Raw genomic sequence first — 15,415 nt, 5'->3', positions numbered from 1 at the left:
CGGTCTGCTACTGTATTCAGCATAGCTCCCAACACGGAATTGGGACATAGCCAAATTGAAGCTCAATTGGATGTTAGTCGCGCCATCGCGAAGGAAATATTTAAAGCGAGAGTTAGACAAGGAAAACTTAACATAGCCAGTCTCAGCAGCATTAAGGGGGTTGGACCAAAAGCAATAAGGCTGGCCCACGAAGAATTTGATATTCCAGAATAAAAATATTTGGTGCGGATGGTGATTCTTTGCATTGCCGGGCGTGTCCGAATTTTTGTGTAAACGGGGTTTGGGTTACGCCTGTGGAATGCGTTCCTCGAACTGAATGGTAAAGCGAGTCAGCGCTGCCTTCCAATCCCGAATCGGCATGGTCCACTTCTGACTGATGTTCCTTAGCGCCAGATAGAACAGTTTCAGCAATGCCTCATCACTCGGGAACGAGCCCCGATTCTTGGTCAGCTTTCGCAGACTCATATTCACCGACTCGATGGCATTAGTGGTGTAGATCACTTTCCTGATCTCCGGCGGGTAGTCGAAGAATGGCGTCAACCGAGCCCAGTTGCGCCGCCAGAACTGACCAATTGGCAAATACTCGTCATCCCACTTGGCCTCAAACTCACCTAGCCGCTGCTCAGCTTCGTCGAGGGTGGCCGATTGGTAGATTCGCTTCAGGTCGGCGGCTACTTCAGCACGCCGCTTCCACGACACGTAGTTCAGGCTGTGTCGCACCATGTGCACGATGCACAACTGCACCGCTGCTTTCGGGAAGACCGCCTCGATCGCTTCCGGGAAACCCTTCAGACCATCGACGCAGGCGATAAAGATGTCCTGTACGCCCCGGTTACGCAGCTCGGTCACGACCTGAAGCCAAAACTTGGCTCCTTCCGTCTGAGCCAGCCACATCCCCAGAACCTCCTTCTCTCCAGCCAGGGTAATACCGATGGCGAGATAGACGGCTTTCACACGTACAGCTCCCTCACGTACTTTCACGTGGATGCAGTCGAGGTAGATGATCGGATAGAGCGAGTCCAGGGGGCGAGCCTGCCACGCCTTGACCTCTTCTGTGACGGAATCGGTGATGGAGGAGATCAGGCTGGGCGAGACCTCGGTGCCGTACATCTCTTCCAGATGGGCCTGGATTTCCCGAACAGTCATACCACGGGCGTAAAGCGAGATGACTTTGTCGTCGAAGCCGGTCCAGCGGGTCTGGTGCTTGGGAATGAGTTGCGGCTCGAAGGTACCCTGGCGGTCTCGTGGCACTTCGATAGGCAATTCGCCGAACTCGCCCTTGAGGGTCTTGCGGCTCTTGCCGTTCCGGGTGTTGCCGGCTGGATTGAGCACCGGCTCGTGTTTGCTATGGCCGAGGTGTGCGGCCATCTCAGCATCCAGTGCTTTCTCGACCAGCAGCTTGGTCAGTTGCTTGAGTAGGCCGTTCTCACCGATGAGGTCTTCGGGCTTCTGATAGTCGGCCAGCAAGCTGTCCAGTAGTGTGTCAGGTACGTCGTGTTTCTTTGAGCTCATTGTGTCTCCAGACTAGGTGGCAGTTTCCTGCCAAATGTCCGTTTACACAAAATTCAGTACACGCCCGGCTTTGACTGAGTCGATTCGGGTTCAGTGCTCCAAGGCTTATGTCCGCATTGAACGACGTAGTGAAGGCACCGGCAAGTTCGAAGCGGTTCGGCTGGATTTGGCGGGGGTGTGAGATGGGCAAGCTGATCAACCCGTTTGAGTGGAGCAAAACCACGCTGCGAGAGCTGTTTGAAGAGACTGAGGCCACTGTAGAAAACCAATTCGACATCGTGGAAATGGAGCTGGCAGATGGTCGCTCAGTCGTGATGGCCCTGATTGCGGGAATACATGCGCAGCCAATCGCCCAGCTGTTGCGGGAGGCCAAAGAAACCGCAAACGATGTGTAAGTGGATTAAACACTACGCTGTTTTGACAATTTCGTTCACCAGCAAGGAGCAAACCATGACCAAGCAAGACCTGATCAAACACCTGGCCGCCCACGCGGATGTCACCAACAAACAAGCCGAAGCCGTTCTCAACGCGCTGACAACCGCGGTGCTGGATACCGTGCGAGCGGGAGGCGAGCTGGCAATCTCTGACCTTGGCAAGTTTGGGACCACCCAACGCGCGGCTAAGACTGGCCGTAATCCGAAAACCGGCGAGACCATCCGGATCGCCGCCAAGCGCGCGCCTAAGTTCTCAGCGGCCAAGGCGCTGAAGGACGCCGCCGCATAAAGCGAAACCGTGCGCATAGAAATATGTGCGCGGTCTGCCCGGCGTGGTTGCCGGGTACTGATGAGCAGCCAACGATGAACGCAAAGACCCAAGACCGACAGCGACTGATCCGCCTGATCCACGTAGCCAAGCGCGAGCTGGCCCTGGAAGACGACAGCTACCGCGCCATTCTCCAGCGGATTGGAAAGAAGGCATCCGCGGCTGACCTGACCGTTCCAGAGCTCAACCAGGTGTTGGAATACTTGAAGCGCAGCGGATTCAAGGTACGTTCCAAAGCGCAGCCAGCCACTCAGGCGCGCTCGCTGGCCCAGGACGAGCAGCACAAGAAGATACGTGCGCTGTGGCTGTTTCTGCATCAGATCGGCGTGGTCAAGAACCCGGCCGAGAGCGCCCTGGCTGCATATGTGAAGCGGATTACCGGGCGGGACGCCATGCAGTGGCTGGCCGGCGATCAGCTGGAACAGGTGATCGAATCGCTGAAGAAGTGGGCGATGCGTTCGCTGCCCGATCTGGTGCAGAAGCTGGCGGCCGAGGTACAACAGCTGCCGCTGACTGCGGCGCAGTGCAATCAACTGAATCAGCTGCTGAATACGGCTATGACTCGCAAAACGTTTGACCCGATGTTGAGCGTTTGGGAAGGTCTGACCACCACCCTTAAGGCCAAGGAGGAAGCATGAAGCCCATCCATACCCGCAGCAAAGGCCCGGAGCTGCTGTCCGATCTGGCCGACCACATCGCCGAGGCTTTGCAAGAGCTGGCCAGCATTGAACGGGAAATCGGTGAGCAGCTGGGCAGCGAGATCGCCAACCGGATGGCGGCGCACTGGGGCGGCCAGAACATCTACTTTCCGATGGGACTGTCGGTCAGGTTATCGAAGCGGGACAGGAAGATATTCGAGGAATTTACCGGAGACAACCATGGCGACCTGGCGCGCAAGTATGGTGTCAGCCTGCAGTGGATTTACAAGATTGTGAAGGCCGTCCGGCGCGAGGAAATGGAAAGCCGCCAGGGCGACATGTTCAGCTGAAAGTGGTGGGCCGACCGGCTCACCACCCTTTGCAATACGTGAAATAGATTTTCAGACAGCCGTCCACCATCTTCCCGTATCATCCCAGCTGTTCCCGATTATCACGTGACTACATGGTGGGTTTATCTCTCCCCCCCTCACCAAAGCTCTGCGCCAAAACATGACCGACGCGGAGCGCTTGCTATGGAAACAGCTACGGGCTCACCGATTGAACGGCGAGAAATTCCGTCGCCAGCAGCCTATCGGCCCTTACATCGTCGATTTCGTCCACTTCGGCGCGCGGCTGATCATAGAAGCGGACGGCGACCAACATGACGCAAGCCCCAAAGACGCGATGCGCGATGCCTGGCTGCGAAAACAAGGCTTCACCATCATGCGTTTCTGGAACCACGACATTCTGCAAAACCCAGGCGCCGTCTTTGAAACGATATGGCAAATGCTAAGCGCCCTGGCAAAATAAACGTCGAGACAAACCCGCTTCAGGCCTGCGGCATATACAGGAAAGCAAACACATGACTCACGCGGCACAAATCAAGATTCCCGCCACCTATATGCGCGGCGGCACCAGCAAAGGCGTGTTCTTCCGGCTGCAGGATCTGCCCGAAACCGCTCGCCAGCCCGGCGCGGCCCGCGACGCGCTGCTGCTGCGCGTCATCGGCAGTCCGGACCCGTACGGCAAGCAGATAGACGGCATGGGCGGCGCCACTTCCAGCACCAGCAAGACCGTCATCGTGTCCAAATCCGCGCGGCCGGGCCATGACGTGGACTACCTGTTCGGCCAGGTCGCCATCGACAAGGCCTTCGTCGATTGGACCGGCAACTGCGGCAATCTGTCCGCCGCCGTCGGACCCTTCGCCATCGCCAATGGTCTGATTGATCCGGCGCGCATCCCGGACCATGGCATCTGCACCGTGCGCATCTGGCAGGCCAATATAGCCAAGACCATCATCGCCCACGTGCCCATCACCCGCGGCCAGGTGCAGGAAACCGGCGATTTCGAACTGGACGGCGTCACGTTCCCGGCCGCCGAGGTGCAGCTGGAATTCCTCGACCCGGCCGATGAGGGAGACGGCGACGGCGGCGCGATGTTCCCCACCGGCAAGCTGGTGGACACGCTGGAAGTGCCGGGCGTCGGCAGCTTCCCGGCCACGCTGATCAACGCCGGCATCCCCACCATCTTCGTCAACGCCGCCGACATCGGCTACACCGGCGCGGAATTGCAGGACGCCATCAACGCCGACCCGGCCGCACTGGCGCGCTTCGAAACCATCCGCGCCCACGGCGCGCTGAAAATGGGGCTGATCAAGAACCTGGACGAGATCGCCAGCCGCCAGCACACGCCCAAGATCGCCTTCGTCGCACCGCCGGCCGACTACACCGCCTCAAGCGGCAAGCCGGTGAAGGCGTCCGACATCGACGTGTTGGCGCGGGCGATGTCGATGGGCAAGCTGCACCATGCCATGATGGGCACGGCCGCCGTAGCCATCGGCACGGCGGCGGCGGTGCCTGGCACCCTGGTCAACTTGGCGGCTGGCGGCGTCAAGCGCCAGGCCGTGCGCTTCGGCCACCCGTCCGGCACGCTGCGCGTCGGCGCGGAGGCCAAGCAGATCAACGGCGCATGGACAGTCACCAGGGCCATCATGAGCCGCAGCGCGCGGGTGTTGATGGAGGGATGGGTGCGGGTGCCGGGCGATTCGTTCTGATAGAAACCGCTCCCGCCTCAAAAGGATGCCGCGGCATCCTTTTTTTGCTCTTATGCTGGCCAAAATGGCGGATTGCTGACAATTTCTGGCGCCAGCTATGGGATAATGCCATCTGGCATTCACGTGCGATCGGCGCATCCTGGAAACATCCCGCCCCGCCGCCGCGTCATGCCAGCCCCCTTGCCACCGGAAAACGCAGCCATGAACCCGACCGCCCCCATTCTCACCTCTTCCAACGACTACCACTGGAGCCGCACACCCTTCCCCGGCGTGGAATTCGTCTGGCTACGGCGCAATCCCGACGGCGGCGGCTCGGCGCTGATCAAACTGGAAAAAGGCGCTTCCCTGCCTCCTCATCACCATCCAGGCTGGGAACAGGTTTATGTGACAGCGGGCAAGTTGAAGATAGGCGAGCATGTGCTCGATCATGGCGACCATTTGTTCATCGACCGCCAGGTGGTGCATTCCGTCACCGCGCTGCAGCCCAGCACTTATCTCGCGATGTCGGAGACCGGCGGCGTGGAAATCATCGAACCGGCGGGCGCTTGACGGTTATTTAGGCTCGGCGATGCCCTGCAGCTTCCGCCAATCGCGCATCAGCGCTTGGCGGCGGCGGGGATAGCGCTCCTCCAGCGGCGCGCACAGCTGGATGCGATCGCAGCGGAAATGGCGGTAATCCTGCCGCTTCTCGCACCAGGCCGCCAGAACCTGGACGCGCTCGAAAAAACCCAGCGCGAAAGGCCATACTACCCGCTCGCTCGCCGCGCCTTTCTCATCCTGATAGCGCAGCTGCAACTTGCGCTGCCCGCGGATAGCCTCCCGCACCATGGCCACATCCACACTGGCCTCGAAACGCTCGGCCGAGCCGACCAGCAAGGCATTGTCTTCCAGCTGCCGCTTGAGGTCTTGCGGCAGCACCGCGCCCACCTTGGCCAAGGCATTGCCCGCCGCGCGCGCCAGCTTTGGGTCTGCCCGCTCCGCCACCCAGCCGCATGCCCAACACCAGCGCCTCGATTTCCTCTTCGGCGAACATCAAGGGCGGCAGCAAAAAACCGGGGCGCAACTGGTAGCCCAGCCCCGGCTCGCCGGCGATATCCGCCCCCTGCAACTGCAAGCTGGCGATATCGCGATACACGGTGCGCACGCTGACTTGCAACTCATCCGCCAGCGTTTGGGCGGTGACCGGCAGCCGATAGCCGCGCAGCAGCTGCAGCAGGCCAAGCAAGCGTTCCGAGCGGCTCATCGTCAGCCTAGCGCCGGGTAATCGCCCAAGCCATCGGGCCAGGCGGTCAGCACTTCAAAGCCGGTTTCAGTCACCGTCACCATATGCTCCCACTGCGCCGACAGCGAACCATCGCGGGTCAACACCGTCCAGCCGTCCGCCAGTATCCGCGTGGCGGCTTCGCCCTCATTGATCATCGGTTCGATGGTGAAAATCATGCCGGGCCGCAGCTTCAAACCCTGTCCTTGGCGGCCGTAATGCAGCACTTCCGGCTCATCGTGATACACCTTGCCGATGCCGTGGCCGCAGTATTCCCGCACCACGCTGTAACCCGCCGCCTCGGTGACGCTCTGGATGGCGTGGCCCACATCGCCCAGCGTCGCGCCGGGACGCACCGCCAGAATGCCGGCGCGCATCGCCGCATAGCAGGTCTCCACCAGCCGCTTGGACTGCGGCTTGGGCGTTCCTGCGTAGTACATGCGGCTGCTGTCGCCGAACCAGCCGTTTTTGATCAAGGCCACGTCGATGTTGACGATGTCGCCATCCTTCAGGATCTCCTTTTCCGAGGGGATGCCATGGCAGATCACATCATTGACCGAAGCGCAGATGGTTTTGGGATAACCGTGATAACCGATATTGGCCGGCTTGGATTTCAATTCCTTGATGATGAACTCGCGGCAACGCGCGTCCAGCTCCTCGGTGCTGACGCCTGGGCGGACATGCTCGCCTATCATCGCCAGCACTTCGGCCGCCAGCTTGCCTGCCTCGCGGGCATGCGCCAGATTTTCGGCGCCATGGATCGGCACGCGTCGTTTCATCGCTGCGCCTCCATCGCCTGGCCCAGGCTCAAGTTGTCGCCATCGCGGCTGGCGCGCAGCATGAGTTGGCATAATTCGCTGTAATGCAGCTCGGGATGCAGTTCGGCCAACATGCCGATGCGCAGCCAATGTTCGGCTTGCGAGTTGATGGAGCGGCTCAGCGCCTCGCTGGCCACGCGCAGATTGTCATGCATCTGCTCGGAAATCTTGACGATGCCCACGGCGTTCTCAATATACGAATAATATATAAAACATATATTAATTCGCCACTACTCATTTGGCAAGCCTCTTGCTTGGCAGTCAATTAATTAGAAAAACTAATTGTTTTTATTAAATTAAAAAGTAATTTCAATTCTTTACCAATGCTAAGCTTTGTCCATCATCACGGCAAGATGGACAAAACGCAGAGAATTACCGCGAATAAACGGCAAATTCAGGAAACTTACGATCATATCCCGCGCACTGCCATCTCCGCCCCACCCAGGAGCCCATCATGAAAATCCACGCGCTCGCGCTATCGCTGAGCCTGGCCTGCGCCGCCTGCATTGCCCAAGCCAGCCCCACCCAATGCGAAAACAAAGCCTTCACCGTGCAATTTCTAGGCTCAGGCGGCCCCATCTCCGACGACGCCCGCGCCTCCTCCGCCACGCTGATCTGGCTGAAGGGCAAACCGCTAGCGCTGATAGACGCCGGCGGCGGCGCGTTTCTGCGCTTCGGCCAATCCGGCGCCCGGCTGGAGGACGTGCGCTTCATCGGCCTCACCCACTTCCATACCGACCACGTCAGCGACCTGCCGGCATTGCTCAAAGGCAGCTATTTTTTCAATTCGCCGCATCAGATCGACATCGCCGGCCCCAGCGGCGGCGCAGGTTTTCCCAGCCTGAGCGGCTTCATGAATGCGCAGTTCAATGCCAAAACCGGCGCTTACGCCTACCTCTCTGGCCTGTATTCCGGCAAAGGCGACATCCCGCTGAAGCTCAACCTGAAAACAGTGGATTACGCCAAGGCCGAGCGCAGCACGGTATATCGACATGGCGGCGTCTCCATCAGCGCCTTGGGCATTCCGCATGGCGATGTGCCGACACTGGCCTATCGCATCGACGCGCCGGAAGGCAGCATCGTGATTTCCGCCGACCAAAACGGCGGCAATCCGCGATTTGTCGATTTCGCCAAGAATGCGGACATCTTGGTGATGCCGCTCGCCATCGACGAGCAAGCCGACGCGGCCTCCGCGTTTCTGCACGCCAAGCCGTCCACCGTAGGCCGCATCGCCGCGGCGGCAAAACCCAAGCAACTGGTGCTCAACCACTTCATGGGCAAAGGCCTGCGAGTCAAAGACGCATCCCTCGCTGTCGTTCGCCGCTACTACGCCGGCCCGGTTTACGCCGGCCGCGATCTCTCATGCTTTACGGCGCGCTGACATCGCCGCGCCATCCCCGTCACAGGAGCCCCGCCATGAACAAGCAGATCATTCTTTCCATCGCCATGACCTCGATGCTGAGCCTGAGCGCCGAAGCCGCGCCGGCAGCCGAGGCCAGCCAACCCGCGCAAGCGGTGAAAACCGACAGCGGCCACGGCGGCAAATGCGCCAGCGGCAAATGCGGCACCGTGAAAATGTATGAAAAAGCGAACATCCAGCACAATCCTCAAGACCAGTTGGTGCGCGCCCGCGATGGCAAATGCGGCAAGAGCGGCCAGGGCCTGCATGCCGCGCCGCCGCGCTGCGGCAAGATCGTGGAGGGGGTATGCGGACAATAGCTCCCTTGGCCGTCGGCGTCGGCCTGCGCGCCGAACATGCGCAGTGGCTGGCCGACAACGATCCGCAGCCCGGCATAGACTTCCTGGAAATCACGCTGGAGAACTGGCTGGGCGTCGGCGGCCGCAAACGCGAACAACTGGAGCGCATCGCCGAAAAATATCCGCTGATCGCCCACGGCCTCAGCTTGTCGATAGGCGATGAATTGCCGCTGGATCGGGAGCATGTCGCGCAGGCCCGGCGCTTTCTCGACCGCTACGGCATCGACCTCTACAGCGACCACCTCAGCTACTCCCGCGACAGCCAAGGCTATCTTTACGAACTGCTGCCGCTTCCGCGCAGCGAGGCGGAAGCGAAACGCATCGCCGCCAAAATCCGCCAAGCGCAAGACATGCTGGCGCGGCCGCTGATTCTGGAAAACATCAGTTACTACCACCAGCATCCCGGCCAGATGGACGAGGCGGATTTCATCCGCGCAGTCGCGGAGCGAAGCGGCTGCCAGCTGCTGCTGGACATCAACAATGTCCGCGTCAACGCCGGCAATCACGGCTACCAGGCCGAGCGCTTCATCGCCGCCCTGCCGAGCGCCGCCATCCGCTACTTCCACATCGCCGGCCACTGGCGACGCGAGGACGGCATGCTGATCGACACCCATGGCGAGCCAGTTTGCGCGAAGGTGGAGGCATTGGCTCGGCACGCCGTCGCCGTTCACGGCCCTCGTCCCCTAGTGCTGGAGCGCGACAACCGCTTGCCGCCATGGCAGGACTTATGCGGCGAAGCCGTGGCGCTGGGCCGGCGCCTTCATCCCGCCCAGGCATGGGCTGGCTAGCCAAAGGAAAAGCCATGGATAGGCAAACCCGCATCGAATGCTTCAGCCGCCAGCTGAGGACGCGCGCCGCGAAGCCGCCTTCTCCCTCCGTCGAACTGTACCGGGAGTTTGTATGCGGCAATATCGAGGAGGCGCTGACGCAAGTCTTCCCCTTGTTCTGCGAGCAGACAGGCGAAGACCAGCTCGCGGACATGGTGGACGCCTTTCTGGCCGAGCATGGGGCGCAGTCGCCGGCCTTCCACCACATCGCCACCGAGTTTCTGTGTTTCATGCAAACGCGGCTGCCCTTGCCGCTGCGGCAATGCCTGGAATACGAGTGGGTGCTGCTGCGCGCGGAGATCGACGACGCCGATGTCCGTCCGCCGTCAGATTCGCCCCTGCCGGGCAGCGCTGCGCTCGCGCTCAATCCCACGCTGATCTGCATCGAGCTTCAGCTGAGCGGGATCGGACTGGACGGCGCCTTCGCCATTTACCGCGACGCTCGGCATCAAGTAGCGCAAAAGCCGCTGTCGCAACTCGATCGCTGGATGCTGGGCAAGATCAGCCAGGGCGCCATGCCAAACGAACTGATCGCCCAATCCGCGCTGGACGCGGCCACTATCCGCGGCTGGCTGAGCGACGCCTACGCCGCGGGCCTGATCAACACAAGCAGCGGTCGCGCCTGACGCGGCCGCCAAGCCAGGAGTAACTGAAATGATTGCCAAGATAATGCACGCATTCGACCGCGCGGTCGCCGCTTGCCGACCTTACGACTTCCTCGCCCTGCTGGGCATCCGGCTTTACCTTCTGCCGGTGATCTATGTCGGCGCGCACTCCAAAGTGCTCGGCTTCGACGCTGCCGCCGCCTGGTTCGGCGCGCCAGCCAGCGAAGGCGGCCTCGGCCTGCCCTTCCCCATGCTGTTCGCCTTCCTGGCCGCCGCCACCGAGGTGGCCGGACTGATCTGCATCGCGCTGGGTCTGTTCACCCGGGTCATGGCGATTCCGATGATGGTTTTGATGAGCGCGGCCAGCGCCATGGTGCACCTGCCTCGCGGCTGGCTGGCCATCGCCGGCAAGGACATGGAATCCAGCCAGCGGCTGGCGGGCTTCCTGTCATGGCTGGCCGAGAACTTCCCCGGCCGCTACAACTACATCACCGAACTGGGCGATCCGGTGATCCTGAACAACGGCATGGAATTCGCCGCCACTTACTTCGTCATGCTGCTGGTGTTGTTCTTCTACGGCGGCGGACGCTATGTCAGCGCGGACTACTGGCTGCGCCGGCGCTTCGCCCGCTGAGCGCCCCTACCCAAAGGCCGCCGCTCTCGCTAGAATGGCTGCTCACTCTCCCAGGAGCAGCCGACATGCGCCATTGATGCCGCCGTGCCAAGCACGGCCTTGATCTGTCCCCTTTCGGGGTCCAAGCCATGCTTTCATGGAGCATCCTATGCCCGCATTGCAGCTGCAAAACCTGTCCTACCTATTGCCGGACGGCCGCCAGCCGTTTCCCGCTCTCAATCATGTTTTCCAACCGCGCCGCATCGGCCTTGTCGGCGAAAACGGCTGCGGAAAATCCTTGCTGGGCCGCCTGCTGGCCCGGAGCCTGCCGCCGACGGGCGGCCAACTATTGGGCAAAAACCGCATCTGGCGCCTGCCCCAGGAAATGGAGAGCCGCCGATACCCGACCATCGCCCATCTGGCCGGGGTGGATGCCATACTGGCGGCCTTGCGCCGCATAGCGCAAGGCTCGCTGGACGAAGGGGATTACCTCCAGGCTCAAGACCGCTGGGACTGCGAACAACGCTTGCTCCAACTCTTGGCTGAAATCGGACTGCCCAGCGCCCGCGCCGACACGCCCAGCCACGCCCTAAGCGGCGGAGAGCGCCAACGCGTCGCCCTCGCCTGCGCCTGGCAATCCGGCGCCGACTGGCTGATTCTCGACGAACCCAGCAATCACCTGGACATTCTGCAACGGCGCGATCTGGCCAAGCGCATCCGCGACTGGCCAGGCGGACTGATCTTGATCAGCCATGAGCCGGCCATCCTCGACGCCACGGATGAAATCGTCGAACTGTCCAGCCTGGGCCTGCGCAACTACGGGCCGGGTTACACGCGCTACCTGGAGACGCGAGTCCAGCAGCAAAGCCTGGCGCAAGCTCGCCTTGAAACCGAACGCCGCGCCAACCGCCAGCTGCGCCTTGAGCAGCAATCGCAACTGGAGAAACAGCGCAAGCGGGCCAGCCATGGCGCCCGCGAAGCGCGCGACGGCAATCAAAGCAAGCTCATTACCGATGCGAAAAAAGACCGCAGCCAAAAGCAATTGGGCAAACTGCTGGAGCGGCAACAAAGGACCCAAGCCGAACAAAAGCAAAAGCTGCTGGACGCGCAGACCGACCTGCAAGCCAGACCAGCGCCGATGCTGCGCATGCCTGGCTGCGAGCTTCCAGACGGCAAAATCGCGCTTGAGCTGATCGAGCTGCGGCTGCGCCACGGCACGCGCGCCGCCATCACGCTGCAAATGCGGGGGCCGGAAAGGATCGCCATCATAGGCGGCAACGGCAGCGGCAAATCCACGCTGCTGCGCACCCTGGCCGGCCATCTGCCGGCCCTGTCCGGGGAGTTGCGCCTGCAGGCGGCGCTCGGTTGCGTGGACCAGCACGCCATCCACGCCGGCCTCGCGCTCTCTCCCATCCAGAAGCTCCAGCAAAGCCACGCCAAACTGGGCGAGTCGGAAATCAGAACCCGGCTGGCGCAGCTGGGACTCAGCCGCGCGCAAACCGAAGGCCCATGCGCAGAGCTGAGCGGCGGCGAAAAAATGCGCGTGGCGCTGGCCGCGGCGCTCTACGCCGAGGCGACGCCGCAATTATTGCTGCTGGACGAGCCGGACAATCATCTGGACCAGGCCGCCAAGCAGGCGCTGATCGCCATGCTCAAGCAATATCAGGGCGCCCTGCTGGCCGTCTCCCACGATGCCGCCTTCTTGCGCGCCCTTCATCCGGATCGCTGGTTGTGGCTGGAATCCAACAAGACGAAAGCCAGTCTCAGCGAGGATTTCCCGATAGAGGCAAATTGAGGGCACGGCTTTTCTTGCATTTCAACATGAAACCGTACAAAATCAAATCATGAAAACAGACGAAGCCAAGCAGCACGGCGGCAAGCGCGCCAGCGCCGGACGCAAATCCGCCTTCGGCGGCGACAAAACCGTTGCCCTGCGCGTGCCGGAACCACTCAAGCCCATACTCCAGCAATGGCTGGACGACTATCGCAGCTGGCGCACCGCCAACAGCGAGCAGGCAAGCGACTTCCGCACCTTGTCGCATCAATTGAGCGAGGTATCGCTGCCGCTGTTCGCCAGCAGCGTGCCGGCCGGCTCGCCGGTTCCCGCCGATGACCTGAAAGAAGCGGACATCGACCTGAACGCTCACCTGGTGAGCCGCCCCGGCGACACCTTCATGGTGCGGGTCAAGGGCGACTCCATGCTGGGCGCAGGCATACATGATGGCGACCTGTTACTGGTGGAGCGCGGCAAAGAGCCTAAAAGCGGCAGAGTGGTGGTAGCCGCGCTGAACGGCGAACTGACGGTGAAACGTCTGGAAAAGAACGCGGACAGCGTGCGCCTGCTGCCGGAAAACCCCGACTACTCGCCTATAGAAGTGCCGGAAGACGCGTCGTTCCATATCTGGGGCGTGGTGACCAATGTCATCCACAAAGTGGACTAAGCATACGGGAGACTAGCATGGGCAAGCCAAGCGACAGCATCAAGATGAAGTTCAACGACTGGAAGCGCCTGCCGCGGCCCTACTGCGCCATGATAGAAGGACAGCCGCAAGTCTTGGTCAGCCGCCCCGGCCGCACCTTCTTCGTTCCTGTCCAATTCGTATAAGCGGCGGGATGGCGGCTGAGCAGCGCCATCACCGCGCCTCTCCGGATGAAACCACGCCGCGAACTGTCCGCCAAAGAGCCGCAAACAAAACGCGGCGAAGCGTCTGAGGCAAGGAGCGTCGACGCAGGCAGTCCAGACTGCATCGCTAGTGCGGGGCAATGCAGCATCAGGAGCTTTGCCAGCGGTTTTCCGACGGCGATCAAGCTCGGCATCGAGCGCGGCTTGGCTCAGTGCTTGTTGAGGCCAAAGAAGTTGCGGATGCGATCCACCAGCTCAGCCCGCCGCGGCAAACCGCCCTCGTCCTCACCCATGGCCTCCGGCAAACGGCTGCGGCGCTCTTCCAGCCGCTCAGCCAATATCGACGAGATTGTCTCCGCCAATTCCTTGCGCGAGACAAGAATCGCCTGGAAGGCGTCCTTATCCAAACGCAAGCACTCCACATTGGATCGGGCAATGACAGTGCCAGAGCGCGATTCGCCGGTCATCAAGCCCATTTCGCCAAAAAAGCTGCCAGGCTTCAACACATCCACCAGCTTGCGATTGCCGTCCGGCAGTGTCACCCACACCTCCACCTCGCCTGACAGCATGATATACAGCCAATGCGCCACCGAACCCTGATGCATGATGATGTCGCCGGTCACAAAGGGCGTGAACTTCAACTGATCCGCCAGCACCACCATCTCTTCATCGTTCAGGCTGGTCAGCAGCTCCACCTTGCGCAAGGCCTGCACCCGCTCCTCCAGGTGCTTCTTCATCCGCGCTTCCATATACTTTTCATTTTCCTTGATGGTCAGCACGTTGTAGTACGGCGAAGCCATTTTCAGATTGTGCCGCCGCAGCGCCGCGTCGATATGGGTACGGACCACGGAATCGGTATAGTCGTCCGCCGACAAGTCCGTCAGCCAATACCGCACCGCATAGCGGCTATAGCCGTTTTCATGCCCCATCAGGATGCAGTTCGGCTCAGGCATCGCGGCCACGCCGGGCAACTGCGCCTCGCGCAAAGAGCGCTCCACCACGCCTATGATCTGAGTGGGCAAGGTATCCCAATGGATGTTGAACCACACCCAGCGCCGCCATTGCAGCGGCTGGCCATGACGCTTGCCCAGAATCGCGAAGTAGTTTTTCATCAGCACGCTATTGGGAATGACCATGGTCTCCCAATTGCGCGTTTCCAGCGTGGTGGCGCGCCAATTGATCTCCACCACCCGCCCCACCAGATCCCCAACCTTGATCCAATCGCCCAACTCGACGGAGTTGTCGAACTGCAAGGACAGGCCGGCCAGGATATTGCCCAGCGTATCCTGCATCGAGAACGCCAGCACCGCCGTGATCACCGCCGACGTGGTGACGATATGGCTCACATCCAGTCCCGCCAATCTGAGCAAGACCAAACCCCAGGCGACATAGCCCAGCGCCACCAGGATATCTTCCAGAATCCTGGGCGGATGCAGACGCAGCACAGGCATGAATAAACGGAATAAAAGCATGGCCCACAGACGGATCAATGACAAACCCATTATCACGACCGCGGTCTGGCGAAGGTATTGCCCCGTAACGGTGGCATTGCTGATATTCACCACCAGCAGCATCGCAAGCGTCAATATCGACGTGCGCAGCACTCGCTTGCGGCTATCTGGACGGAGAAAATACAAGAGAATGGCGAAAACAGCCGTAACAGCGACAAACAAGGTCAAGGAACCATGCCATACAGAAGGTATCAGGCGTTCCAGCCAACCAATGGCAACAGGAGAGTCATCCATACATTATCCGCCCGGATTTTTCTTTTATTGATAGCCCATAGCGGCGGATAAAAAAAAGCCCTCCCGTGAGGGAGGGTTGCAAGGTATCGGGGAAGTGTAAGATCTGCGGCCAGGCGGCCGTCAGAAATTACAGAACCTTGTTTATACCGAAACAAGGTACTTTTCGATCTTAACAACTGCTTGCCGATTTCGATATGAGT

Annotated in this window: 21 protein-coding genes, 1 other RNA gene and 1 pseudogene; 17 read left to right on the top strand and 6 right to left on the bottom strand. The window is 60.7% G+C overall.

What is annotated here, in order from left to right; genetic code table 11:
• Positions 1-285 precede the first annotated feature (285 nt).
• On the bottom strand, positions 286-1,512 hold the full coding sequence (locus tag NKT35_RS18605) for an IS256 family transposase (RefSeq protein WP_254295807.1): 1,227 nt from the start codon (positions 1,510-1,512) through the stop codon (positions 286-288).
• Positions 1,513-1,546: 34 nt separating this feature from the next.
• Here NKT35_RS18605 and NKT35_RS18600 point away from each other — a divergent pair, with 34 nt between their 5' ends.
• The 9 genes from NKT35_RS18600 (at position 1,547) to NKT35_RS18560 (ending at position 5,514) form a co-directional block, all read left to right on the top strand.
• Positions 1,547-1,693 carry a DUF3164 family protein gene (locus NKT35_RS18600; RefSeq protein WP_254295805.1) on the top strand — a complete coding sequence of 49 codons (147 nt, stop codon included), beginning with the start codon at positions 1,547-1,549 and terminating at the stop codon, positions 1,691-1,693.
• Between the two features lies 1 nt (position 1,694).
• Positions 1,695-1,907, top strand: coding sequence for a hypothetical protein (locus NKT35_RS18595; protein ID WP_254295803.1), 213 nt, complete (start codon positions 1,695-1,697; stop codon positions 1,905-1,907).
• A 55-nt stretch (positions 1,908-1,962) separates the two neighbouring features.
• The gene (locus NKT35_RS18590; RefSeq protein WP_254295801.1) at positions 1,963-2,235 is read left to right on the top strand and encodes an HU family DNA-binding protein; all 273 of its coding nucleotides are present in this window, start codon (positions 1,963-1,965) and stop codon (positions 2,233-2,235) included.
• An RNA gene (locus tag NKT35_RS18585) (hammerhead ribozyme type II) lies at positions 2,235-2,309 on the top strand. The genes NKT35_RS18590 and NKT35_RS18585 overlap by 1 nt, the downstream gene beginning before the upstream one ends.
• The gene (locus NKT35_RS18580; RefSeq protein ID WP_254295799.1) at positions 2,310-2,912 is read left to right on the top strand and encodes a gp16 family protein; all 603 of its coding nucleotides are present in this window, start codon (positions 2,310-2,312) and stop codon (positions 2,910-2,912) included.
• Complete coding sequence (locus NKT35_RS18575; RefSeq protein ID WP_011135713.1) at positions 2,909-3,262, top strand: Mor transcription activator family protein; 354 nt, start codon at positions 2,909-2,911, stop codon at positions 3,260-3,262. The genes NKT35_RS18580 and NKT35_RS18575 overlap by 4 nt, the downstream gene beginning before the upstream one ends.
• 124 nt (positions 3,263-3,386) lie before the next feature.
• Entirely contained in the window at positions 3,387-3,722 is a 336-nt protein-coding gene (locus tag NKT35_RS18570) for an endonuclease domain-containing protein (protein ID WP_371926514.1), read from the top strand.
• A 52-nt stretch (positions 3,723-3,774) separates the two neighbouring features.
• Positions 3,775-4,965 (top strand): 2-methylaconitate cis-trans isomerase PrpF, encoded by a 1,191-nt coding sequence (gene prpF / locus NKT35_RS18565; RefSeq protein WP_254295793.1) that lies wholly within the window; start codon positions 3,775-3,777, stop codon positions 4,963-4,965.
• 201 nt (positions 4,966-5,166) lie between these two features.
• Positions 5,167-5,514 carry a cupin domain-containing protein gene (locus NKT35_RS18560; protein WP_254295791.1) on the top strand — a complete coding sequence of 116 codons (348 nt, stop codon included), beginning with the start codon at positions 5,167-5,169 and terminating at the stop codon, positions 5,512-5,514.
• A gap of 3 nt (positions 5,515-5,517) precedes the next feature.
• On the opposite strand, the gene NKT35_RS18555 is transcribed toward NKT35_RS18560, so the two are convergent.
• From NKT35_RS18555 to NKT35_RS18540, 4 genes and pseudogenes are all read right to left on the bottom strand, one after another.
• Complete coding sequence (locus NKT35_RS18555) at positions 5,518-5,949, bottom strand: helix-turn-helix transcriptional regulator (protein WP_254295789.1); 432 nt, start codon at positions 5,947-5,949, stop codon at positions 5,518-5,520.
• Positions 5,950-6,088: 139 nt separating this feature from the next.
• Positions 6,089-6,208: pseudogene (locus NKT35_RS18550) on the bottom strand (HTH domain-containing protein); the annotation flags it as partial.
• A gap of 2 nt (positions 6,209-6,210) precedes the next feature.
• The gene (gene map / locus NKT35_RS18545; protein ID WP_254295787.1) at positions 6,211-7,005 is read right to left on the bottom strand and encodes a type I methionyl aminopeptidase; all 795 of its coding nucleotides are present in this window, start codon (positions 7,003-7,005) and stop codon (positions 6,211-6,213) included.
• A complete protein-coding gene (locus NKT35_RS18540) occupies positions 7,002-7,226 on the bottom strand; it encodes a ParD-like family protein (RefSeq protein WP_254295784.1) in 225 nt (74 codons plus the stop codon). Before NKT35_RS18540 ends, map begins: the two co-directional genes overlap by 4 nt.
• Positions 7,227-7,498: 272 nt before the next feature.
• Between NKT35_RS18540 and NKT35_RS18535 the strand changes: the two genes are divergently transcribed.
• The 8 genes from NKT35_RS18535 to NKT35_RS18500 all read left to right on the top strand — a co-directional run bounded on the left by NKT35_RS18535 (position 7,499) and on the right by NKT35_RS18500 (position 13,452).
• The gene (locus tag NKT35_RS18535; protein WP_254295783.1) at positions 7,499-8,425 is read left to right on the top strand and encodes an MBL fold metallo-hydrolase; all 927 of its coding nucleotides are present in this window, start codon (positions 7,499-7,501) and stop codon (positions 8,423-8,425) included.
• Positions 8,426-8,460: 35 nt separating this feature from the next.
• Complete coding sequence (locus NKT35_RS18530; RefSeq protein WP_254295781.1) at positions 8,461-8,763, top strand: hypothetical protein; 303 nt, start codon at positions 8,461-8,463, stop codon at positions 8,761-8,763.
• Positions 8,751-9,590 (top strand): MbnB/TglH/ChrH family RiPP precursor modification enzyme, encoded by an 840-nt coding sequence (locus NKT35_RS18525; RefSeq protein WP_254295779.1) that lies wholly within the window; start codon positions 8,751-8,753, stop codon positions 9,588-9,590. Before NKT35_RS18530 ends, NKT35_RS18525 begins: the two co-directional genes overlap by 13 nt.
• Before the next feature lie 14 nt (positions 9,591-9,604).
• Positions 9,605-10,255 (top strand): HvfC/BufC family peptide modification chaperone, encoded by a 651-nt coding sequence (locus tag NKT35_RS18520; protein ID WP_254295778.1) that lies wholly within the window; start codon positions 9,605-9,607, stop codon positions 10,253-10,255.
• 28 nt (positions 10,256-10,283) lie between these two features.
• Positions 10,284-10,868, top strand: coding sequence for an HvfX family Cu-binding RiPP maturation protein (locus NKT35_RS18515; protein WP_254295776.1), 585 nt, complete (start codon positions 10,284-10,286; stop codon positions 10,866-10,868).
• A gap of 148 nt (positions 10,869-11,016) precedes the next feature.
• A complete protein-coding gene (locus NKT35_RS18510; protein WP_254295774.1) occupies positions 11,017-12,642 on the top strand; it encodes an ATP-binding cassette domain-containing protein in 1,626 nt (541 codons plus the stop codon).
• A 49-nt stretch (positions 12,643-12,691) separates the two neighbouring features.
• Positions 12,692-13,288: a LexA family protein gene (locus NKT35_RS18505; RefSeq protein ID WP_254295773.1), complete on the top strand. Its 597-nt coding sequence runs from the start codon at positions 12,692-12,694 to the stop codon at positions 13,286-13,288.
• A 17-nt stretch (positions 13,289-13,305) separates the two neighbouring features.
• On the top strand, positions 13,306-13,452 hold the full coding sequence (locus tag NKT35_RS18500) for a hypothetical protein (protein ID WP_254295771.1): 147 nt from the start codon (positions 13,306-13,308) through the stop codon (positions 13,450-13,452).
• Between the two features lie 227 nt (positions 13,453-13,679).
• Here the strand turns inward: NKT35_RS18500 and NKT35_RS18495 are convergent, their stop codons facing one another.
• On the bottom strand, positions 13,680-15,215 hold the full coding sequence (locus NKT35_RS18495) for a mechanosensitive ion channel family protein (RefSeq protein WP_254295769.1): 1,536 nt from the start codon (positions 15,213-15,215) through the stop codon (positions 13,680-13,682).
• Positions 15,216-15,415: the final 200 nt, after the last annotated feature.

The sequence above is a fragment of the Chromobacterium sp. IIBBL 290-4 genome (assembly GCF_024207115.1).
GTDB lineage: Bacteria > Pseudomonadota > Gammaproteobacteria > Burkholderiales > Chromobacteriaceae > Chromobacterium.
This window is presented reverse-complemented; position numbering and strand designations above follow the sequence as displayed.